General features: G+C 71.2%; 18 protein-coding genes. 7 read left to right on the plus strand and 11 right to left on the minus strand.

Annotation, left to right across the window (positions count from 1 at the left end; translation table 11 throughout):
• Nucleotides 1-32 precede the first annotated feature (32 nt).
• From K8640_RS35315 to K8640_RS35335, 4 genes are read right to left on the minus strand one after another with little or no spacing between them, the layout of a single operon-like run.
• Nucleotides 33-1,049 carry a DUF2071 domain-containing protein gene (locus K8640_RS35315; protein ID WP_223751103.1) on the minus strand — a complete coding sequence of 339 codons (1,017 nt, stop codon included), beginning with the start codon at nt 1,047-1,049 and terminating at the stop codon, nt 33-35.
• Complete coding sequence (locus tag K8640_RS35320; RefSeq protein ID WP_223751104.1) at nt 1,046-1,660, minus strand: hypothetical protein; 615 nt, start codon at nt 1,658-1,660, stop codon at nt 1,046-1,048. Before K8640_RS35320 ends, K8640_RS35315 begins: the two co-directional genes overlap by 4 nt.
• Complete coding sequence (locus K8640_RS42985) at nt 1,657-4,794, minus strand: serine/threonine-protein kinase (protein ID WP_305070708.1); 3,138 nt, start codon at nt 4,792-4,794, stop codon at nt 1,657-1,659. The genes K8640_RS35320 and K8640_RS42985 overlap by 4 nt, the downstream gene beginning before the upstream one ends.
• A gap of 5 nt (nt 4,795-4,799) precedes the next feature.
• Complete coding sequence (locus K8640_RS35335) at nt 4,800-5,585, minus strand: sigma-70 family RNA polymerase sigma factor (protein ID WP_223751105.1); 786 nt, start codon at nt 5,583-5,585, stop codon at nt 4,800-4,802.
• Nucleotides 5,586-6,027: 442 nt separating this feature from the next.
• On the opposite strand from K8640_RS35335, the gene K8640_RS35340 reads away from it, so the two are divergent.
• From K8640_RS35340 to K8640_RS35360, 5 genes are all read left to right on the plus strand, one after another.
• Entirely contained in the window at nt 6,028-7,134 is a 1,107-nt protein-coding gene (locus K8640_RS35340; protein WP_223751106.1) for a right-handed parallel beta-helix repeat-containing protein, read from the plus strand.
• Between the two features lie 121 nt (nt 7,135-7,255).
• On the plus strand, nt 7,256-7,915 hold the full coding sequence (locus K8640_RS35345; protein WP_223751107.1) for a hypothetical protein: 660 nt from the start codon (nt 7,256-7,258) through the stop codon (nt 7,913-7,915).
• Between the two features lie 87 nt (nt 7,916-8,002).
• A complete protein-coding gene (locus tag K8640_RS35350) occupies nt 8,003-9,475 on the plus strand; it encodes an amino acid permease (protein WP_223751108.1) in 1,473 nt (490 codons plus the stop codon).
• A 93-nt stretch (nt 9,476-9,568) separates the two neighbouring features.
• Entirely contained in the window at nt 9,569-10,645 is a 1,077-nt protein-coding gene (locus K8640_RS35355; protein WP_223751109.1) for an MBL fold metallo-hydrolase, read from the plus strand.
• A gap of 113 nt (nt 10,646-10,758) precedes the next feature.
• Nucleotides 10,759-11,349, plus strand: a complete 591-nt coding sequence (locus K8640_RS35360) for a hypothetical protein (RefSeq protein ID WP_223751132.1) — start codon at nt 10,759-10,761, stop codon at nt 11,347-11,349.
• A 13-nt stretch (nt 11,350-11,362) separates the two neighbouring features.
• Here the strand turns inward: K8640_RS35360 and K8640_RS35365 are convergent, their stop codons facing one another.
• Nucleotides 11,363-12,310, minus strand: coding sequence for a LysR substrate-binding domain-containing protein (locus tag K8640_RS35365; RefSeq protein WP_223751110.1), 948 nt, complete (start codon nt 12,308-12,310; stop codon nt 11,363-11,365).
• A 163-nt stretch (nt 12,311-12,473) separates the two neighbouring features.
• On the opposite strand from K8640_RS35365, the gene K8640_RS35370 reads away from it, so the two are divergent.
• Nucleotides 12,474-13,058 (plus strand): TetR/AcrR family transcriptional regulator, encoded by a 585-nt coding sequence (locus K8640_RS35370; protein WP_223751111.1) that lies wholly within the window; start codon nt 12,474-12,476, stop codon nt 13,056-13,058.
• A gap of 6 nt (nt 13,059-13,064) precedes the next feature.
• Here the strand turns inward: K8640_RS35370 and K8640_RS35375 are convergent, their stop codons facing one another.
• From K8640_RS35375 to K8640_RS35390, 4 genes are all read right to left on the minus strand, one after another.
• The gene (locus K8640_RS35375) at nt 13,065-13,718 is read right to left on the minus strand and encodes a hypothetical protein (RefSeq protein WP_223751112.1); all 654 of its coding nucleotides are present in this window, start codon (nt 13,716-13,718) and stop codon (nt 13,065-13,067) included.
• Nucleotides 13,719-14,241: 523 nt separating this feature from the next.
• Complete coding sequence (locus tag K8640_RS35380) at nt 14,242-14,973, minus strand: hypothetical protein (RefSeq protein ID WP_223751113.1); 732 nt, start codon at nt 14,971-14,973, stop codon at nt 14,242-14,244.
• Between the two features lie 75 nt (nt 14,974-15,048).
• Nucleotides 15,049-15,633: a hypothetical protein gene (locus K8640_RS35385; RefSeq protein WP_223751114.1), complete on the minus strand. Its 585-nt coding sequence runs from the start codon at nt 15,631-15,633 to the stop codon at nt 15,049-15,051.
• A 19-nt stretch (nt 15,634-15,652) separates the two neighbouring features.
• Nucleotides 15,653-16,429, minus strand: a complete 777-nt coding sequence (locus tag K8640_RS35390; RefSeq protein ID WP_223751115.1) for an enoyl-CoA hydratase/isomerase family protein — start codon at nt 16,427-16,429, stop codon at nt 15,653-15,655.
• Between the two features lie 383 nt (nt 16,430-16,812).
• Between K8640_RS35390 and K8640_RS35395 the strand changes: the two genes are divergently transcribed.
• Nucleotides 16,813-17,460 carry a hypothetical protein gene (locus K8640_RS35395; protein WP_223751116.1) on the plus strand — a complete coding sequence of 216 codons (648 nt, stop codon included), beginning with the start codon at nt 16,813-16,815 and terminating at the stop codon, nt 17,458-17,460.
• A 43-nt stretch (nt 17,461-17,503) separates the two neighbouring features.
• Here K8640_RS35395 and K8640_RS35400 read toward each other — a convergent pair whose 3' ends face one another.
• Entirely contained in the window at nt 17,504-17,884 is a 381-nt protein-coding gene (locus K8640_RS35400) for a hypothetical protein (protein ID WP_223751117.1), read from the minus strand.
• A gap of 29 nt (nt 17,885-17,913) precedes the next feature.
• Nucleotides 17,914-19,989 (minus strand): methyl-accepting chemotaxis protein, encoded by a 2,076-nt coding sequence (locus K8640_RS35405; RefSeq protein WP_223751133.1) that lies wholly within the window; start codon nt 19,987-19,989, stop codon nt 17,914-17,916.
• Nucleotides 19,990-20,180 lie beyond the last annotated feature (191 nt).

Consider the following 20,180-nt stretch of genomic DNA (forward strand, 5'->3'; position numbering starts at 1 on the left):
CGCGTGTCCCGGCATCGTTCCCGCGCTGTCCGTCATGGCGCGTGACGCTCCCGGCGCAAGGGCCGCCAGCGGTACGCGCACTCGGTCAGGTGGAGCACCGAGTCCAGCCGCGCGCCCGGCGCGAGCGGACCGTCCTCGAAGTACTCGCAGTACAGCTCCACGGGCGTGCAGAAGCGCGCGTTCCACGGTGCACGGTCGATGGTGAGCACGTAGACGAAGTCGCCCGAGACGCCGAGCGCGTCGTAGCACTCGACCAGGGGCTCGTGCAGGTCCTCCAGTCCCGCCCACACGCTGCCGACGGGAGGCTCGGTCCTGGGGCGCGTGTCGAACACCGCCACCAGTCGCCCCCCGGCGAAGCGCGCCGCCGGGTCCACCGCCAGGGTGAGCAGCTCGCCCTCGCGGGCCATCACCATCTGGGCCTCGCCGAACTCGTGGAAGCGGAACTCGTCCAGCGTGTTGCCCACCCGGCGCATCACCGGATCATTCGTCTCGCTGCGCACGAAGTAGCCGCCGCGCCGCCACTCGCCCCGCGCGTTGCGGTAGCGCACCGCGGCCCGGTAGCTCACCTGGTAGAAGCACACGCCGAGCAGCGGAGACACCCCCTGGGGGCGCATGTCGCGCAGCGAGGACATCAGCACCTGCACCCACGCCGTGCCTCGGTGCAGCTCGGGCACCAGGGGCGCCGGCAGGATGCGCGCGAGCCGCTCCGGGTCCACGGCGTAGTTGAGCGACACGGCCTCCACCCAGTGCGTCTGCACCTGCGTGAGCCAGGGCACCGACGGACACTCCTCCATGTCCGGAGAGCTGGGGCTCGGGTCCTGACTCGCCGCGAGCAGGCCCTCGGCATGTCTGAGCGCCTCGTGTCCGGAGGGCGTCGGTGTCCAGCGGCGTCGCTCCTGTCGCACCAGCCCGGCGCCCGAGAGGGCTCGCAGCGCGGAGCCTGGATCCTCCACTCCCGCGAGCCAGAGGCGTGCATGGAGCTCCTGCTCGTCCAGCCCCCAGGGCTCGGTCGCGAGGGCCACCAGCGCGGCGAGCGACTCCGGCTTCATACCAGCCGCGCCTCGGGGCGCTGCGACGCGAGCCTGCGCAGTCGGGCCCGGTGCAGCGCGAGCCCGCCTCCGCACTGCACCACGAGCCACAGTCCCGCCAGCAGGCCGTAGGCGTGGTCCGGCAGGCGGGTCATCACCAGCGCCATGACCGCGAAGAAGGCGGCCACCGCGAACCAGACGCGGCCCATCAGCGCGCCCATCATCGAGAAGGCCGTGGCGAACAACACGCAGGACATGGCGGGCATGAACAGCCGGTCCAGACCGAGCAGCCAGTTGCAGAGCGCCACCAGCACCATGCCGCCCACGAAGGTGCTCCAGATGGCCCAGATCTGCCGCTCGATGAACGAGCGCGCGCCCGCCGTCTGCCCGCGCTTGAGCAGGAAGATGGTGACGATGTTGAAGCCGAGCACCAGCGCCCAGAGCATCACGTAGGCCTGGGGCGTGCGGTGGCCCCCGGTCCACAGCCACTGCGTGCCGGCGAAGCCCGCGGCGTTGGTGAAGCCATGGAGCATCCAGATGACGCCCCAGTTCTGGAGGGCCGAATCATCGCGTGCCTGGGAGACGACCCGGCGGATGAGCTCGAGGGCCTGGTTCGCTTCGTCGCGGTTCATCGTGGCGCGAAGTCTACGCGACCCGGCGCGGCGCGCGGAGGGGGGGCTCCCGTGAGGAACGCCTCCACCTCTTCCAGCCGCGGGCTCCGGGGCTCGGAGGTGGGCGCCACGGCGTCGCGGGCCGAGAGCGCCAGGGCCCGGGCCCGCTCCGGTTCCACGCCTGCTTGCCGCAGCGCCCGGGCGAGGGCGAAGCGTGTCTCGGCGAGCGTGAAGGCGCTGGCCCCATCCTTCTCCCAGTCCTCCAGGGCCTGGTCGAGGAGGCCGCGGGCCTGCTCCGCGTCTCCCTTCGCCAGCAGCACCTGTCCCAGGATGGAGCGCGCCTCCGCCAGGTCCTCGGGCAGGGAGGACCCGGTGCGCTCTCGCAGCGTCACCGCCTCCCGGGCCACGCGCTCCGCGTCCACGAGCCGGCCCGAACCCAGCAGGGCCATCGCCAGCCGGCACAGCGGCGTGGCGCGCTCGGCGTGCACGCCCAGCTCGCCCAGGAGCGCGGCGGCCGCGCGGGCCTGGGTGGCGGCCTGCTCGAAGCGACGCACCTTCAGGAAGATCTCCGCCATGCGCGTCTGGAGGTCGGCGTGGCGTTGGCTGCGCCGTCCCTCGGCTTGGGCGGCGTCCAGCTCCGCGCGCATGGCCTCCACGCGCGCGACTGCGTCATCCACCTTCCCGAGCCCCGCGAGGACCACCGCGAGGTTCCCCGCGACGAAGGCCCGGTCCGGGTGGCCCGGAGGTCGATGCTCGCGGGCGAGCGCCCAGGCGCGCTCCAATGCCTCACGCGCCGGCTCGTAGCGTCCCCGCGAGGCCTCCACCGCGCCGATGTTCCCATGCAGGCTCATGAGGTAGCTGGCCGGCTGTCCCGGGCCGTGGATGCGCTCGAAGAGGCGGATGCTCTCGTCGTACGTCGCGAGTCCCTCGTCGTAGCGGCGCAGCTTGATGAGCGTGCCCGCGAGGTTGTTGAGCGTCATCGCGACGAAGGGATGCTCGGCGCCCACGTGCCGCACCAGCAGCGTCCGGGTGCGCTGTTGCGTGGCCAGGGCCTCCTCGAGGCGTCCCACGCCGCGTTGCGCGGTCCCGAGCGCGAGCAAGGCATCGAGGAGGACATACGCGTCCTTGCCCTGCGTCCGCTCGCGGATGGCGATGCACCGCTCCAGCTGGACGATGGCCTCCGCGTGGCGGCCCTGTCGGGTGAGCACCAGCCCGTGGGCGAAGGTGAGGTTCGACTCGAGCTGCTCGTCGCCGCCGATGCGCTCCAGCTGGGCTTGCGCCAGGTCGCGCCACAGGTCGGCGTGCTCGGGGCGCTCGGCCAGCTCTCCCTCGACCTGGACCAGGAGCGTCATCTCCTCGATGACCCGGTCGTCGTCGCGGCCCACCTGGGAGGCCAGCACCGCCTGGCGCAGGAGCCGCGCGGCCTCCTTCTCGTCCCGCTCGTGGAGCTTCACGCGGCCCTGGGCGAGCAGCGCCTCGCCGAGCAGCGGCTTGTAGCCCACCGCGCGCGCCGCGGCCTCCACCGTGGCGGCGAGCGCCTGGACCTCGCTCCAGCGCCCCGCGATGTCGCGCGCCTTCGCGTCCGCGAGCGTCTCATAGGCCTCGCGCACCTTCTCCACGTCGGGGCCCTTCGAGGGAGGCGGCACCGGCCGCGCGAGCGCCTCCGCGTCGTCGCAGCTCGAGACGTCACTCAGCCCCCGCGCCATCTGGGGCGCACCGGAGACCTCGTTCGCGTTGGCGGTGCGCAGGACGTCCACCAGGGCGCGCAGCTCACGCCTGGCGCGCTCCAGGCAGTTCATGCGCAGGTCCATCGCCGCCTCGGACTGTTCCTGGCGGACGTGCGTGTCCTCGCAGGCGTCGCGATGGGCCTCGGTCCACGCTCCGACCTGCGCATCCAGGGACTGACTCAAGGCCGCGTGCGCGCTCTCCGCCTCGGGAGCCTTCGTGGCGAGGAAGGCTTCGCGCAGGGACGCCTTGCGAGACGCGTCCCAGATACCGACGAGCCGCGACGCGCTGTCCGTGCACGGACGGGGCCCTCGCGTGACGAGGATGGCGGTGAGGACCGCGGCCAGGCCCACCAACGCCCCCGCGGCTCCCAGCCAGCGCGACGTCCTGGGGAAGGCCGCGCGCTCCAGCGCCATGAGGAGCGCGTCCATCGACGGGTAGCGCTCGGTGGGAGCAGGGCAGAGCCCGCGTTGCACCACGGCGAGCAGCGCGCGGGGGACCGAGGCGCGTGCGATGGCCTCGCGTGCCTCCGGAGCACCGGGCTTCACACCGGACAGCCCCTCGAACAGCGCGACGCAGAAGCTGAACTGGTCCGAGCGCGCATCCACCCGTCCTCCCGCCAGCACCTCCGGCGCGATGTAGCCCGGAGTGCCGGCCGCGGCCGTGGAGGCGATGTGCGGCGCCGGTTCGATGTCCGTCGATGCGCGAGCGGGCAGTGACTCCATGGGCGCGGCGAGGCGCGCGAGCCCGAAGTCCGTCACCTTCGCGCGCCCGGCGCGGTCCACCAGGACGTTGTCGGGCTTGAAGTCGCGGTGGATGACACCGGCGGCGTGCGCGGCGGCGAGCCCGTGCCCCGCCTGCAGATAGAGGCGGGTCACCCCTCGCCAGTCCGGACGCGCGCTGGCCAGGTGCTGGCGCAGCGTGCCGCCCTCGACCAGCTCCATCGCGATGAAGACCCGGTCGTCGACCCGACCCACGTCGTGCACGGCGACGACGGAGGGATGCTGGGTGCGCGCGGCGGCGCGGGCCTCGCTCAGCACCTGGTCCGTGGCCGCGACCAGCTTGAGCCCGACGCGTCGGTCGATGCTCGGGTCATAGGCCGCGTAGACGACACCCATGCCCCCGGCCCCGATTCGCTCCAGCACCACGTAGCGTCCCAGGAGCGTGCCCCTCTCCAGCGCGGACAAGGGCATCCGTCGTGACGACGGCGGTGCCTCGAGCAACGTGGTGGGCGTCCGTGGCGCATCCGTTGGTGTGTCCGGCGTCGACGGCGCACGCGCGCGCAGGAAGCCCGCGAGCCGTGCCTGGCAATCGGGGCAGCGGTCCAGGTGGGTGTCCGCCCGGGCCCGCAGCTCCCGCGACGCCACTCCGTCCGCGAGGTCGAGGAGCTGGGGGTCATCCAGGCACGCGGTGTCGGAAGCTGGCGCCATGTCGCTCATCCTTCGGCGAGCAGCGAGGACAGGCTCACCGCGAGGCTCGCGTCCATCATCCGCAAGAGGCTGTCGAGCTGCGCCGTGTCCAGCGTCAGCCGCCGGCGGAGCCCTTCGCGAGTGCCTTCGAGCAGCGCCTGCCGCGCCCGCGCCAGCCACCGCGAGACGGTGGAGGCGTGCACCTGATGCAGCGTCCCGAGCGACTCCACGCCCAGGCCCTGCACCAGGCTCAGCCGCAGCAGGTTCCTGTCGCGAGGCGACAACAAGGCGAGGGCCTCCGCGAACGCGGCGCGGAAGGCGGGCCGGTAGCGCTGCTGGATGAGCGCGAGCTCGGGGTCCGCGCCATGCAGGTCGGAGACGAGGAGCGCATCGTCCAGGGAGGTGGCGCGGACAGGCGCGCGCTTGAGGGACAGGGCCATGCCCACGGCGATGGCCTCCACCCAGCGGCGCAGCGCGCCTCGCCCCTCGTACTCGGCCAGTCGAGGCCCCTGCCGCGTGCTGCCCACGAGCAGCCGCATCCGCGTGAGCTGGAGCACCTCGTCCGCGAACGCCTCGGAGCGGTCCACGCGGCGGATGGCGCGGGTGACGGGCTGGAGGATGGCGCGCTGGAGGGACTCGAGCGCGGGACGCTCTCCCTCCAGACAGGCGCGAGCGAGGTAGAGGTCCTCGACCCTCAACGCGTCCAGCCCTTCGGCCAGTGTGAGGCGGGGAGGGATGCGCTCGCCGAGGTGCCTCGCGAAGACGTCGCCGGACAATGCAATCTCCGGCCACGCCTCTCGGCAGCGGACCATGGCTTCCCCCAATCGCCGGGCCAGGGCGTGTGACTCGTCTGGCCCACACGGACGCAAGGCGCCCGCGAGAAACGACAGCACGAGCTCCATCGTGGCTGGGAGTCTAGCGAAGCTGTTCGCGCGCGCGAAGAGGGCCCCTCCCGTCCACCCGGACCTCCCACCGACTCGCCGCGTCGGCTCGGGAATCCCGACCGCGGGGCGGGGAAGTGCTCGCGGGAATGAGCGCGCGGCGTACCGGTGTGCAGGATGGACGGCGAGCGCAGCGGGCTCGCATCGGACCGACATGCGATGGTGGGGGCTTCCCGCCCGTGTTACCTGCCCGCACCTCATGAAGACTCCGTCGCGACCGCTGTCGATGGCTCATTGGGTGCTCGTATGCCTGTCATTGTCCGTGCCCGCTCGCTCCGAGGCCTCCTCGCCACCGCGCCCTCACGCGCGTGGCGTGGACAAGGGCCCGAAGGCGGGCACCGTCATCACGGGGACGCTCTCCGGGACGCTGACGGAGGCGGGCTCGCCCTATCAGGTCATCGGCGATGCGCAGGGCGTCGTCACGATTCCGAAGGGCCAGGTCCTCACGGTCCAGCCGGGCGTCGTCATCGACTTCAAGGGCCGCCCCGAGGTGACCCAGGCCGACGTGAACAGCTCCATCGACGACGTGATGAACTACCACAAGGGGCGCGTGGAGCTGCGCGTCTACGGCGGCATCCAGGTGCGCGGCACCGCGCAGAAGAAGGTCACCTTCACCTCCACCAACCCGTATGGCTGGTGGGGCATGAACTTCTACGGCCCCGGCTCCGTGGGCAACGGGCACCCCGTGTTCGAGCACATGGTCTTCGAGCGGGTGCGCAAGAACGACTACAACGGCGAGCGGGATTGGACGCGCGCCGCGCTGTGGGCCTACTACCCGGGGCCGGTGACCATCCTGAACTCCCTGTTCCGCGACAACGAGTCCGCGGCCAAGTGCGGCGCGCTGGACCTCATGTTCACCAACGGCTCGCGCGTGGAGAACACCGTGTTCGAGAACAACCGCACGTTCGACATCGACCGCTTCGCGCAGCCGGGCACGTCGTCCATGGCGGGCGGCGGCGCGATGTGCGTCACCCACGGTCAGAACTCCGTGGTCCGCGGCAACACGTTCCGCGGCAATACCCTGGTGGCCTTCCGGGGCAGCCAGTGGAGCACCCTCGTCGTGCGCCCGTTCCTGACCTGGCCCAATCCGCAGGGCACCTATGACCTGGGAGGCGGCGGCGCGTTGCACTACTTCCAGCCGAACAACGACCTCCTCGAGGACAACCTCTTCGAGCGCAACACCGTGACGCGAGGGCCTGGCGCGGCCATCTACCTGGAGGACCTGGGCACGCGCGCCGTCACGCTCCGCCGCAACCGCTTCCTCTACAACCAGGCGGGGATGGGGGGCGTGGTGGTCTGCAACCGGGGGAGCGGCGCGGTGGAGCTGGTGCTGGCGTCGGACAACGTCTTCACCGGCAACACGGTGAACGGCGCTCCGGCCCCCACCGTGACGGGGGACTGCACCGTCGGCTCCCAGTAGTCGGCGTGAATCCCACCTCGGCGCCAAGGGGGAGCGGGGTGGCCTCGAATAAATCGGGGCCAGGGGCGTCGGAAAGCCCAGAACACGCAAGCGAGCTTCGTGCTCCCGAGGACCCCTCCCCATGAACGCCTTCTCTTCCGCCCTGCTCGCTGGACTCCTCTTCGCCGGCAGCGCCCAGGCGCAGTTCCGTGCGAATCCGTCCGAGCGCGGCCAGAACCACCACGAGCAGCACGAGAACCGGCGCGAGCTCAAGGATGACCGCCTGGATGTGGCGGAGCTGAAGTCGGTGCTCGGCCGCTTCGACCGGGCCTGGAGCCGCAACGACGAACGTGAGATGCGCGCCGTGGAGCTCCGCCTCCGTCAGCTGATGCGCATGGAGCTGCAGGAGAGCCGCGTCGAGCTGGCGTCGGCGAGCTCGGAGGCGAAGCGCAGTCAGCGCGAGGCCCGCGCGGAGGCCTGGGAGGTCCGGGACGATGCGGCCTGGGGCCGCCGCTCCGATGGGCGCCGCGACCTCCGGGATGACCGGCGCGATGCCCGCGACGACAAGCGGGACGTGAAGGCGGAGCTGGCCACCCTGCGCTCGCGGCAGGCCATCGCGAAGGACCTGGCGGAGCTGGAGGGGCGTCGGAGCGGCGGGGCTCTGCACCGCAAGCGCGACCTCATCCAGGAGCTCATCCGCCTGGGCGAGCGAGAGATTCGCGAGGGCTACCAGGAGGTGCGCGAGGACAAGGCGGAGCGTCGCGAGGACCGCCGTGAGCGCCGCGAGGACCGTCGCTGGTAGGCGATTCGCTCGACGGGTGACAGTTGCGCGGCGCCCTCCGACCTCCGCGCTTCCCGAAGGCTCGTGAGTCGGCGTTGACTGCCGGCCGTGGGAATCTGGTCGAAGAAGAGCCTGGCGAGGCTCCAGGGTGAAGACGGCGAGGGACAGCAGCTGCACCGCACCCTCAATGGGTTCCAGCTCACGTTGCTGGGCATCGGCGCCATCATCGGCGCCGGCATCTTCGTGGTGACGGGGACGGCGGCGGCGCAGCACTCGGGCCCGGCCATCGTCCTGTCCTTCGTGCTGGCGGGCTTCGGCTGCCTGCTCGCCGGGCTGTGCTACGCGGAGTTCGCCTCGATGATTCCCGTCGCGGGCAGCGCGTACACGTACGGCTACGCGACGCTGGGCGAGCTGGTGGCGTGGATCATCGGCTGGGACTTGATGCTGGAGTACCTCTTCGCGTCGTCGGCGGTGGCGGTGGGGTGGTCCGGTTACTTCACCGCCTTCCTGCGCGACTACGTGGGCTGGGAGCTGCCCGCGGCCCTGGCCAACGCGCCCTTCGGGACGACGCCCGGCTCGCTCGTGCCGCACGCCACCGGGGCGCTCATCAACCTGCCGGCGGTGGTGCTGGTGGGCGTGCTCACCGCGCTGCTCGTCGTGGGCATCCACGAGTCCGCGCGCGTCAACAACATCATCGTCTTCGTGAAGGTGGCCATCGTCCTGCTGGTCATCGTCTTCGGCGCCTTCCACGTCGAGCGCGAGCACTGGACGCCCTTCATCCCGCCCAACCAGGGGGAGTTCGGTCAGTTCGGCTGGAGCGGGGTGCTGGCGGGCGCGGGCGTCATCTTCTTCGCGTACATCGGCTTCGACGCGGTCTCCACCGCCGCGCAGGAGACGAAGAACCCGAAGAGGGATTTGCCGAGGGGCATCCTCGGCTCGCTGGTGGTGTGCACCGTGCTCTACGTCCTGATGGCGGGGGTGATGACGGGCCTGGCGCCGTACCACGAGCTGGATGTCGCCGAGCCCGTCTACGTGGCCATCTCCAAGGGCGGCCCCGCGCTGGCGTGGCTTCGTCCCATCGTCGGCCTGGGCGCCATCGCGGGCCTCGCGTCGGTGGTGCTGGTGATGTTGATGGGCCAGCCCCGCGTCTTCTACGCCATGGCGCGCGACGGCCTGCTGCCGGACTTCTTCGGCCGCATCCATCCGCGCTTCCGCACGCCCTACGTCTCCACGCTCATCACCGGCGTGGTGGCCATGGTGGTCGCGGGGCTGTTCCCCATCGGCCTGTTGGGGCACCTGGTGTCCATCGGCACGCTGTTCGCGTTCATGGTGGTCTGCGCCGGCATCCTGGTGCTGCGCTACACGCAGCCGGACCTGCCCCGGCCGTTCCGCACGCCGTTCGTCCCCGCGGTCCCCATCCTGGGCATCCTCACCTGCGGCGCGCTGATGCTGGGGTTGGGACTGGAGACGTGGCTGCGGCTGGTGCTCTGGCTGGGCCTGGGCCTGGTCATCTACTTCGGCTACGGGCGGCGCCACTCACGCGTGGCCCGGGAGGAGGCGTCTCACACCCCTCCGCCCTGAGCCACCCGGCGGGCGGGGAGGCGAGCGTTGGCGTGGATGTCCGGGCTGCTGGCGAGGTGGCCAGAGTCAGGGGCGCCCGTTAGAAGAGGCCGCATGGGTTCTTCCAGACGGGATTGTGGGCCTTCGGGCCCGAGGCTCGAGAAGATGCGCGCCTCGCGGCGGTACGAAGATGGCCGGTTTCGCAACACCGCCCCCGTGGGGCCCGGGCTCCAGGGCAATCCGCTCCCGCTGCTGGGTGAGTACTTCTTCGGCGGCACCCAGCGCACGCCGCCCGGAGTCCTCCCGCTGGAGAGCCCGCTCGAGGCGTGGACCCGGCGGCCCGACTCCGGCCTGCGGGTGACGTGGCTGGGGCACAGCACGATGCTGCTGGAGCTGGACGGCGCGCGCATCCTCACGGACCCCGTCTTCGGCGAGCGCGCCTCGCCCATGTCCTTCGCGGGCCCTCGCCGCTTCCACCCGGTGCCGGTGTCACTGGAGACACTCCCCGCGCTGGATGCGGTGCTGGTGTCGCATGACCACTACGACCACCTGTGCCGCGCCACCATCACCGCGCTGGCGAAGCGGCGCGTCCCGTTCATCACCGCGCTGGGCGTGGGGATGCACCTGGAGGCCTACGGCGTGGCGCCGGAGCTCATCACCGAGCTGGACTGGTGGGAGAAGCACCCGGTGGGGCCGGTGACCTTCACGGCCACGCCCTCGCAGCACTTCTCGGGACGGGGGCTGGCGGACCGGAACCGGACGCTGTGGGCGTCGTGGGTGTTGGAGGGGGAGCGTCATCGGCTCTTCTTCAGCGGCGACACGGGGCTGACGGAGGAGTTCCGCGAGGTGGGCCGGCTGCATGGCCCGTTCGACCTGGTGATGCTGGAGGTCGGCGCGTTCCATCCGAGCTGGGGTGGCATCCACCTGGGGCCGGAGAACGCGCTCAAGGTCCACGACATGCTGGGCGGTGGACGGCTGATGCCGGTGCACTGGGGCACCTTCAACCTGGCGCTGCACGCGTGGGACGAGCCCGCGGAGACGCTCGTCCGGCTGGCCTCGGAGCAGCAGGTGCGCTTGTTCACGCCCCGGTTGGGGGCCGCGAGCGAGCCCACGCGCGTCGAGACGGTGACGCCCTGGTGGCGCGAGGTTTCTTCCCCGGCGCTGGCCCCGCGTCCCGTGCTGGGCGGGTAGGCGGCCGTGCTGACGGGTGATAGCCCCCGGCTATCACCTTCATCCAAACGATGTCTTGGAACGGAGCATGCGCGATGGGCATCTTTCCATGCAAGGTGGAAGGAGCCTTGACGATGCCTCTCATCGCGCTGGCGGGTGTTGGTTCAGGTGCGCTGCACGCGCTGGCGGGACCGGACCATCTGCTGAGCCTCGCGCCGCTGTCCGTCGGACGGCGTCAGGGGGCCTGGCGGGTGGGGTTGCTGTGGGGGCTCGGCCATGGGCTCGGCACCCTGGTCGCGGCGGGGCTGCTGATGGTCGTCCTGTCCGCGGTGCATCTGGAGTCCGTCGACCGGTGGGCGGAGCGCATCGCGGGGCTGGCGCTTCTGGGCATGGGCGTGTGGGGGCTCAAGCGGCGCGTGGGGACGGGCGATGAGGCGCGGCAGTCGCGGGGCATCGCCGTGGTGGGGCTGGTCCACGGCCTGACGGGCGCGTCGGCGCTGCTGCTGCTCCTGCCCGTCGCGGTGGCGGGGACGGGGGTGGAGCAGGCCCTCTTCCTGGGCGGCTTCTCGGTGGGAAGCACCCTGGCCATGTCCGCGCTCACCGCTGGAATCGCCGCCTTCTCGCGCGCGAAGCGGGTGTCCGCGAAGGTGGCCACCCATGTGCCCCGCGTGGCCTCCACGCTCTCCATCGTCCTGGGTGGCGCGTGGATGGCGGGGAGCTTCTGACGCCGACGCGGCTTCAGCGGCCTCGCGCCGGGCCTCGGGGACGGGCGGGTGGTGTGTCGGGGTAGTGCTCGCGGAGCACGGCGGACAGCTGTCGCAGCGCGCTCGCGAGCGGGGTGCTGCGCCGCCAGACGAGCGCGAGCGTGCGATGGGGCGTGGGGGCGGCGATGGGGCGGATGTCCAGGTCCGCGCGTCGGCTCTCCGTCGGCAGGGCCAGCGCGGGCAGCAGGGTGACACCCGCGCCGCCCGCCACCATCTGCGCGAGCGTCGACAGGCTGGTGGCGCGGAACTCCTGCTCGTGGGTCCTGGCGCGGGTGCAGAACGAGAGGGCCTGGGCGCGCAGGCAGTGGCCCTCGTCCAGGAGGAGCACCTTCGCGTCGCGCAGCTCCGAGGGGGTCACCGGCGTGTCCCTCGCGCCGAGCGGATGGCCCTTGGGCGTGACGAGGAAGAACGCGTCCCGCGCGATGATGTCCCGCTCCACGTCGCCGACGTCCGCCTCCAGCGCGAGCAGCGCCGCGTCCAGCGTGCCCGCCTCCAGCTCGCGCGTCAGGACCTCCGTCTTGTCCTCCACCCACGCCACCGTCAGGCGCGCGAAGCGGCGGCGCAGCGCGGGCGTGAGCGAGGGGAGCAGGTAGGGCGAGACGGTGGGGATGATGCCGATGCGCAGCGTGCCGTCGAGCGGGTTGCCCACGCGCCGGGCCTCCTCCTGGAGGTCGTCCGCCTCCAGGAGCAGCCGGCGGGCGCGCTCCACCAGGCGCTGGCCCGCGGTGGTGGGCAGCACGCGCTTCCTGTCCCGCTCGAAGAGGCGGACCCCGAGCGCCTCCTCGAGCTGCGCGAGCTGCGCGCTCAGCGAGGGCTGGGAGACGTGGCAGAGCGCGGCGGCCTTGCGGAAGCTCAGGCTGTCCGCGACGGCGACGGCGTACTGGAGTTGCCGTAGGGTGAAGGGGTGGGGCTGGAGGCGCACGGGCCCTTTGTACCGCGTCCGGGCTCACGACCTCGGCGAGCGTTCGCCCCGGTGCCCGCGCTTCCCCGGGCGGGGACGGGGGGAGTTGGAGGGTTGCTCCAGATGACCCGGGGGAGGGCCGGACATAGGGTAGGGGCGCATGGGGCCAGCACGACGGGATGGGGTGAAGCGACGCGACGAGCTGCTGGACGCGGCGTTGCAGTGCTTCACGGAGCGGGGTGTCCTCGGCACGGGCATCGAGGAGATTCGCAAGGCCGCGGGGGCGAGCCCCTCCAGCGTCTACCACCTGTTCGACGGGCTGCCGGACCTGACGCTGGCGCTGCTCCTGCGCACCTTCGAGCGGCTCTTCTCGCATCAGACGGAGCGCGTGCTGGCCACGTCCACGGCGGAGGAGGCGGTGCTCGCGCTGGTGGATGGGCACCTGGAGTGGGTCCTGGCCCATCCGGACGAGGGGCGCTTCATGTACCAGGCCATGGCGATGGAGCTGAGCGCGGGCGCCGCGGAGGTGCTGCTGGCTCGCAAGATGGAGCTGCTCGGGCCCATCATCCAGCACACGGCGCGCTTCATCGCCGAGGACGGGGTGCCCGTGTGGACGCCCCTGCAACTGGACGTCGTGTTGCTCGGCCCCAGTCACGAGGCGTGTCGGCGCTACCTGGCGGGCGCGGCGCTGGACCCGGCGTGGATTCGCTCCCGGCTCCCGAGGCTCGCGTGGCGGAGCATCCAGGCCGAGCTCCCGCGCTCCTCCTGACCGGCCTCAGCCGCCGCGCAGCACCGCGCGCAGCCACGCGAAGTAGGCGCCCACGCTCGGGCTCACCTGGGCCTGCGTCCATCGCAGCTTGCGCACCTGGCGCGGGCCCTTCGCCTCGGCCTCGAGCGGCGAGAGCATCTCCAGCGCCTGGTCCCGCTGCTTCTGGCGCGCGAGCTGGAGCGCCAGGTCCAGCTTCACCTCGAACAGCGACGCATCCAGCGCCAGCGTCTCGCGCAGGAGCGCGATGGCGCTGCCTTGCTCCGAGGCCCGGGAGAACTGGAGCCGTCCGCGCAGCAGCGACTTCACCGCCTCCGCGCGATGTCCCTTCTCCACGTGCAGCCGCGCCACCTCGCGCCACAGGTCCAGCTCGCGAGGGAACAGCTCCGTCGCCTGCGCGTACACCGCGAGCGCCTTGTCGGCGAAGCCCTTGTCCAGGTGCGCCTGGGCCGCCGCGCGGAAGCTCTCCAGCGCGGCCTCCGACTGCTTCGTCTTCGCCAGCAGCGGCGCGAGCTTGCCCAGCACCACCGCGTCCTTGGGCTCCAGCTCCAGCGCCTTGCGATAGCCGGAGATGGCCTTGTTCAGCCGACCCTTGGAGCGCGCGAGGTCCGCGTCGGTGACGAGCTGGGAACGGGAGGGGGGCGTCTTGCTTCCGAACAGCATCGACTCCGCATTGAAGTCGGCCCGCGAGTCAGGGGCAACCCCACGCGCCCTGGCGCGCCGCGCCGTGCACGCTCAGCGACGGATGCGTGACAGCTGGAATGGAAGATTCCCAAAAGAAGTGGGCCCGATCAGGGTGTCCTCCTGACCGGGCCCGGGGTGCTGCCATGTTGGAGTCCGCACGTTTAAGTCTTCGCCTCAGGATGAGGCCTCGTGTCCTGCGATTGAACGACCGCCGCGCGAGGGTGGAACAAGCGGCGGGCTGGAATTGAACCAGCATCTCGAGGAGAAGGGCGAAGACGGTTGATCGGACCCACGACAGCGAATGTTGAGTCTGGAGTGAGAGTCTGAAACTGGGGTGCTTCGCGGGCCCGGTCTATGTCGCTCGCCTCTACCATTTGGGCTACCCCGCCACAGGGTTGGCGGGGGCAGGGTTCGAACCTGCACTGGAAGACGACCCGGGAACGCTCGGCGTCAACTTGCTGCTGAGCTTGAGTTTGTACTCCGTAGGACTGCGTGCGCGAGCCTAGCTGAAGAGGTAGCCGAGGAGAACATCCCCGGCCTTCATCTCCTCCGCCGCGACGGCGTTGGCCTCCTCGCGCGCGAACTTGACCGCTTGCTGGAGCTTCTCCACGCGCTCCAACAGCTCATTGACCCGGACGGCCGGCAGGGCGCCCGAGTACTTCACCGTCTTCCAGTAACCGACGACGATGTCCTCGTAATAGACCTCCACCTGGGCGGGGTGCTTCTCGGTGGCCTCGGCCTTCACGTGGTTGCGGGGGACCTTCTTCGTCTTCGCCGTCTGCACGGGCTCGGTGGCCCACAGGCCCTGCGCCGGGTCTGGGATCCAGGACTCCGACGGGTCCAGCGTGGGCAGCTTCTTCACGAAGGTGTGCAGGTCCACCAGCTGCTTCTCGAGGAAGAGCAGGTACGTCGCGGGCACGCCCTTGAGCAGGACGCGGCCGTCCACGCTCACGTCGGCCTTGGCGCGACAGTTGGTGAGGTCCTTGGTGGCGGTGACGTCGAAGAGGCGGGTGAGGATCTCCTTCGTCTTCTTCAGCACGTCGTCGGTGCGCACCTGCACGCGCGTGGACTCGGGGGGGAAGCGCTCACCCTCTTCGTCCCGGGGCTGATAGGTGCGGGAGATGCCGTTGAGCAGCTGCGGCTTCTGCAGGTCGTGGTGCGCCTGGGTCAGCTCCTGCTGGGAGCGGTTCTTGACGCCCTTCTCGACGGCGATGATCTGATTGAGCTTGGTCACGATGTCATTCTCTTGAATTTGAGTTGCGGCGCTCGACGCTTCGTCCCGAGCGGACCTGACGGCGGTGACGGCTTCTCAGTTCGGCCGGCCGTAGCCGAGGAGCGCGTCGTCCTCGAACTCGGCGACCCAGCCCACGGGCAGCGCGAGCGCGGACAGCAGGGCGGGGCGGCGATGGAGCAGGGCGTAGAGGGGGAGGGACTCGGGCTCCTGCCCGGTGGCGGCGCCCGGGGGGATGATGAGCCAGCCGGAGTCGGTGGCCTCGGGGGCGCGGATGCGCGCGACGGCGAGCCGCGAGCTGGACTCCCAGCCGGGCAGGGCGTCGACCCGGTCGCCATAGCGGGGGAAGAGGGGAGCGCAGCCCACCGCCTGGGTGGTCTCGAGCATGCGGCCCTGGACCCGCAGCGTCACGGTGATGTCGTCTCGCCAGTCCGTCATCGGGTTGCCGGCGAAGTCGGGCTCGGTCACCACGAGCGAGGTGCCCCGTGGGTCGAGTCGCAGGCTGGACCAGCCGAAGCGCAGCGTGCGGCCCGGGAGCAGCCCACCGGGAGGCAGGCGGGTGAGCACACCGAGCACCCACTCGGCCTGCTCCTCCGCGTCGTCCTCGCAGTGCAGCACGACGTGGACGCCGTGGAGGTGTCGTTCCAATCGAAGGGGTGCCATGTGCTCATGCTCCTTGTGGCTAGCGCCCGTGGAAGACGGGAGGACGGCGGGCCGCGGCGGCCGCGAGTCCCTCGCCCAGGTCCGCGCTGCCGTAGCTCTCCGCCTGGAGCCGGGCCTCCTCCTCCAACGCACGGCGCAGGGCCGCGCGGTCCAGGCCGAGCCGTTGCTTGAGCCCTCGGGTCGCGAGCGGCGCGTTGGATGCGATGGTGCGGGCGAGCGTGGAGGCGCGGGTCCGCGTCTGGTCCGCGGGAGTGGCCTCGAGGGTGAGGCCGAGCCGGGCGGCCTCGCGGCCATCGAAGCGGCGGCCGGTGAGCAGCAGCTCGGCGGCGCGCTGGGGGCCGGCGCGCAGTGGGACGAGGAAGGTGGCGCCCATGCCGGGGTGCAGGCCGAGCTGGACGAAGTTGAGCGCGAGCTTCGCGTCCTCGGAGGTGATGACGAGGTCGCATGCGAGGGCCACGCAGAGGCCCGCGCCGATGGCGGCGCCCTCGACGGCGGCGATGGTCGGCACGGGCAGGTCGAGCAGGCAGAGGTAGCGCGAGTAGAACTCGAGCATGAAGAGGCGGGCCTCCTCGAAGGGGACCTGGCGCAGACGGTCCAGCATCTGGAGGTCTCCGCCGGCGGAGAACGTCCCGCCCGCGCCGGTGAGGAGCACGGCGCGCACGTCGCTACGTCCGCGCAGCTCCTCGACGCGCTCGCGCAGTGCGATTCCCAGTTCGGGGGTCATCGCGTTGCGGCGGGCCGCATCGTTCATCGTGAGGGTGGCGACGCCGTCGTCCACCTCCAGCAGTACGCTCATCGCCTGGACAGTCATGGGCGGACTGTAGCCGCCTGATTGTGCCCGTCCATCTCGTCCGTGCGACGTCGAGGATTCTCCCGCGTGCCGATGGGACTTCGTCGTGTGTCAGTCGGTGGCCGGTAGGGAGAGCACGGCGCGGAGGACGCGCTCACCGGAGGGTGACTGTCATCAGGACCCCGGTGTCGAGCCAGCCTTCCATGCCCTTGTAGAAATCAAGTCGCGGTGCCAACTCCAAAGGCGGGACACGCCGGGGGCGTCCGTGTCCCAGCCCTGTCCGTCGACCGTGGATGTCTGGCTTTGGAGCGGCCGGGCGCCGGGTGTCTGCCTTGATGCGGGGGTTGCCCCATGGACACTGTCCCCGCCATGACAAGAAATCCGGCAAGGTGTCCTTCCTCCTGTTGTGGTGCGTCGTCTCCACTTCGGCCTGGGCGCAGGTGACCTTCTATCGCTCCTCCACCGCGAACGGGAGCAGCGGCGTCTATACGCTGTTCACACAGCAGATAGGCCTCCGGGGCTCGGGCCTGGGGCCCTACTACCCACCCATCGGAACCCAGACGGCCTACATCAATCGCTTCAGCATGCCCGCCAACACGGTGGCCCAGCTCGACCTGTCGTTCGATTTGTACTCCCGCTGTCCCGCGCCCGCCGCCTCCCGCGTGGGCGTCTACCTCACGGACCCGGACTTCCAGGTGCTGGAGTCCATCGGCGCCATCCCCATCAACGCCGGCTCCGGGACCTGGTCCTTCCCACCCACCGCCATCAGCTTCTCGCCCGCAATCGCCCCGGGCAGCTACCGCGTCGTGCTCCTCGCCGACGTGGACAACACCGTCGCCGAGGGCAACGAGGACAACAACGGGGGCTTCTTCACCCTCGACGTCACCGAGCCCGCCCTGGCCGCGCCGGAAGGCCCGCCGCGCCAGCTGGAGCCCGCGCCCGCGCTGCCCTTCGACGGGGTCCAGGCGCTCACCCAGCCCACGCGGGGGGCCGCGGAGGACCTGGCGTCGTTCCGCCCGGCGCCCACGCCACGCTAGCCGGCCACCACCTCCCCCGGCATGGGGAGGTGGGCCCGTCCGCTCAGTAGAGGGTGAGGGTGACTTCCTCGCCCGGCTGGACGGAGATCTCCTGCTCGCTCTCGAAGCGGCGCTCGCTGCCGATGTTCTTGCCGCCGAACGTGCCGATGATCTCCACGCCGAAGCGCACGCGGTCCGTGACGCCCACCATGTCCGGGGGCAGCACGAAGCTGCGGCTGGACATCCCCGGCACCGTGCCCAGCCGCACCCTGCGCGCCCCGTTGAGGGCGTAGAGGTTCACGTCCACCGTCTTGCGGCTCTCCACCTGCACCGTCGTCTTGGGCCGGGGAGGCGGGTCGGCGTCCGCCGCCTGCGTCGTCGCGCAAGCGCAGGCGAGGGCGCCGATGAGCAGCAAGACGACCGACAGCGTGGCACGGGTGGGCATATGGGCTCGCAGCGTGAGAGGAACCTCGTTCAGCGGTGCGGAGCGGCGTGTGTGCCGCTCTCCGTCCGGAGCGACTGGGTGGCCAGGCCCGACATGCTCTCCGCCAGCGACTGCACGGAGCGCGTGGCCTCCTGGGTCTCCTGCACCGTCTTCAGCGTGCGCTGCATCTGGCCGGACAGCTCCTGGATGGCCAGGGCCATCTGCTGGGTGCCCGCGTCCTGCGCGCTCACCGCGGCGGTGATCTGCCGCATGCTGGCGCTGGAGTCGCCAATCAGCACCGCCAGCTCCTGGAACTGCGCGCTGGAGGTGCGCACCGCGTCCAGGCTCTGCCGCACGCGCTCGTCGCCCTTCTCGCTGAACTGGGCCGCCTCGCGCATGCTCGCGCTCACGCCGTTGAGCACCTCGCGGATGCGGTGCGTGGCGCGGATGGACTGGTCGGCGAGGCCGCGCATCTCGCGCGCCACCACGCCGAAGCCCCGGCCACTCTCCCCGCTGCGCGCCGCCTCGATGGCCGCGTTGATGGCCAGCATGTTGGACTGGTCCGCCAGGTCCTTCACCGAGTCGACGATGCCGGACACCTCGCGCGTGCGCTCGTCGAGCGCCAGGATGCGCCGCGCCATCTCCGACACCTCGTTGCGGATGGCGGCCAGGTCTCCCAGCGTGCGCTCCAGCGCGGCGCTGCCCTCGCGGCCCACCTGCTCGGCGCCCTCCGCGGAGGCCGCCAGCGAGCTGGCCTTCTCCGCCGTCATCTGCGACGAGCGGCGGATCTCCTTCACCGTCTGCTCCGCCTCCTGCAGCGCCGCGGCCTGACGGCTGACACCCTCGGTCTGCTGATCGCTCGTGGAGCGCAGCTGCTGCACCACCGTGGCCAGCTCCCCGGCGCCGGTGCCCATGCGCTCGGCGAGGTTTCGGACCTCCGCCTGCCGCTCCTCCAGCTGACGGGTGTGCGCCTCCAGCGAGCGCACCACCTCGATGGAGCGCCGCGCGACGATGCCCAACAGCGACAGCGTCAGCGCCAGATAGCCCCAGTGCGACACATTGCCGAACGACACGCTCAGCACGCCGATGACCGGCAGCACCGTGAGCGCCAGGAACAACACCAGGCCCGCCAGGCCTCCCATGAAGATGCGCGCGTCGGGGTTGCCACGCCACGCCTCCGTCGCCGCCACGATGAAGCACACCAGCAGGATGGTGAAGGAGAAGGGCAGGAAGGGCACCAGGATGCGCTGCGCCGTCCCCAGGTCGATGAAGACGGTGAACGCCGCCACCACGCACAGCGCGGTGTAGCCCATGGCGCCCAGCCGGAACCACCGCCGCTGGTTGTCCAGGATGGCGTCCGACACGAACTCGATGAGGCCGGACACCAGCAGGAAGATGCCCAGCACCGTGAAGCGAGTCGCGGTGATGGGCGCGTCCCACAGCGCGTTGGGCATGCCGCTCAGGCCCAGCAGCACGAAGCCGCCGCTGGCGGAGAAGACCGCCAGGCCCGCGAGCATCCGCCGCCGCCAGTGCATCAGGAACGCACCGCCCGAGCCCAGCGCCACCGACAACAGCAGCATGCCCATGACGAACGGCGCCTGGCCGTCACGCGTCACCAACGCGAGCAGCTGGTGGCGCGAGCCCACCTGCGCGCCCTGCGCCACGCCGATGTTCGGGTTGCTCGACTGCACGCGCAGCAGCAGGTGTCCCCCCAGCGCCGAGCGAGGCACCGGCACCAGGTGCCAGGCCATGTTGTCGGACAGCTCCGCGCCGGACGTGTTCAGCTTGCCGCTCACGTAGATGCGCTGACCGTTGGCGTACGCCTCCACGGCGTTGGTCACCTCGCCCAGCATCACCGCGGGCTCGGCCCACGGGCCCTCCGGCAACGGGATGCTCAGCCACAGGAACGTGTTCGTCCCGCGTCCCGGGGGCGGCTTGTTCGCTTCCACCGGGCGCCAGTCCTCGGCGACGTTGGCCGTCTGGGCCCACAACGGAATGCCATCCGTTCCGGGAGGAGAGTCTCCCCAGCGATAGCGCCAGCCTTCCTTCAACTGGACGGGAGCGCCTGCCTCCGCGGCATTCGCCGTCGGTGAGTGCAGGAGCGCCACGAGCAACGCGCAGCCCATCAGGGCCAGCAGCGCGGCTCGGCGCGATGGGTTGTGAAGCCTCACGGAACCAGCGTGTGAGGCAAGGCTGTCGAAAGATGTCGGGGTAGGGCGGTGGGCAGCCATGAGGGCCCCAATGCTCGACCGCGCGATGCATGCCTGTAAATAGGTCTGCATCCCCTGACATGTAGGAAAGGTTTGGGAGGGCTTTT

It is taken from the genome of Myxococcus sp. XM-1-1-1, assembly GCF_020037095.1.
GTDB classification, from domain to species: domain Bacteria; phylum Myxococcota; class Myxococcia; order Myxococcales; family Myxococcaceae; genus Myxococcus; species Myxococcus fulvus.

Excerpts from the sequence above, each read along its gene's own strand:
- K8640_RS35315 (WP_223751103.1), bottom strand. The coding sequence starts at position 1,049 with ATGAAGCCGGAGTCGCTCGCCGCGCTGGTGGCCCTCGCGACCGAGCCC.
- K8640_RS35320 (WP_223751104.1), bottom strand. The coding sequence starts at position 1,660 with ATGAACCGCGACGAAGCGAACCAGGCCCTCGAGCTCATCCGCCGGGTC.
- K8640_RS42985 (WP_305070708.1), bottom strand. The coding sequence starts at position 4,794 with ATGGCGCCAGCTTCCGACACCGCGTGCCTGGATGACCCCCAGCTCCTC.
- K8640_RS35335 (WP_223751105.1), bottom strand. The coding sequence starts at position 5,585 with ATGGTCCGCTGCCGAGAGGCGTGGCCGGAGATTGCATTGTCCGGCGAC.
- K8640_RS35345 (WP_223751107.1), top strand. The coding sequence starts at position 7,256 with ATGAACGCCTTCTCTTCCGCCCTGCTCGCTGGACTCCTCTTCGCCGGC.
- K8640_RS35355 (WP_223751109.1), top strand. The coding sequence starts at position 9,569 with ATGGGTTCTTCCAGACGGGATTGTGGGCCTTCGGGCCCGAGGCTCGAG.
- K8640_RS35360 (WP_223751132.1), top strand. The coding sequence starts at position 10,759 with ATGCCTCTCATCGCGCTGGCGGGTGTTGGTTCAGGTGCGCTGCACGCG.
- K8640_RS35375 (WP_223751112.1), bottom strand. The coding sequence starts at position 13,718 with ATGCTGTTCGGAAGCAAGACGCCCCCCTCCCGTTCCCAGCTCGTCACC.
- K8640_RS35385 (WP_223751114.1), bottom strand. The coding sequence starts at position 15,633 with ATGGCACCCCTTCGATTGGAACGACACCTCCACGGCGTCCACGTCGTG.
- K8640_RS35390 (WP_223751115.1), bottom strand. The coding sequence starts at position 16,429 with ATGAGCGTACTGCTGGAGGTGGACGACGGCGTCGCCACCCTCACGATG.
- K8640_RS35400 (WP_223751117.1), bottom strand. The coding sequence starts at position 17,884 with ATGCCCACCCGTGCCACGCTGTCGGTCGTCTTGCTGCTCATCGGCGCC.
- K8640_RS35405 (WP_223751133.1), bottom strand. The coding sequence starts at position 19,989 with ATGGGCTGCGCGTTGCTCGTGGCGCTCCTGCACTCACCGACGGCGAAT.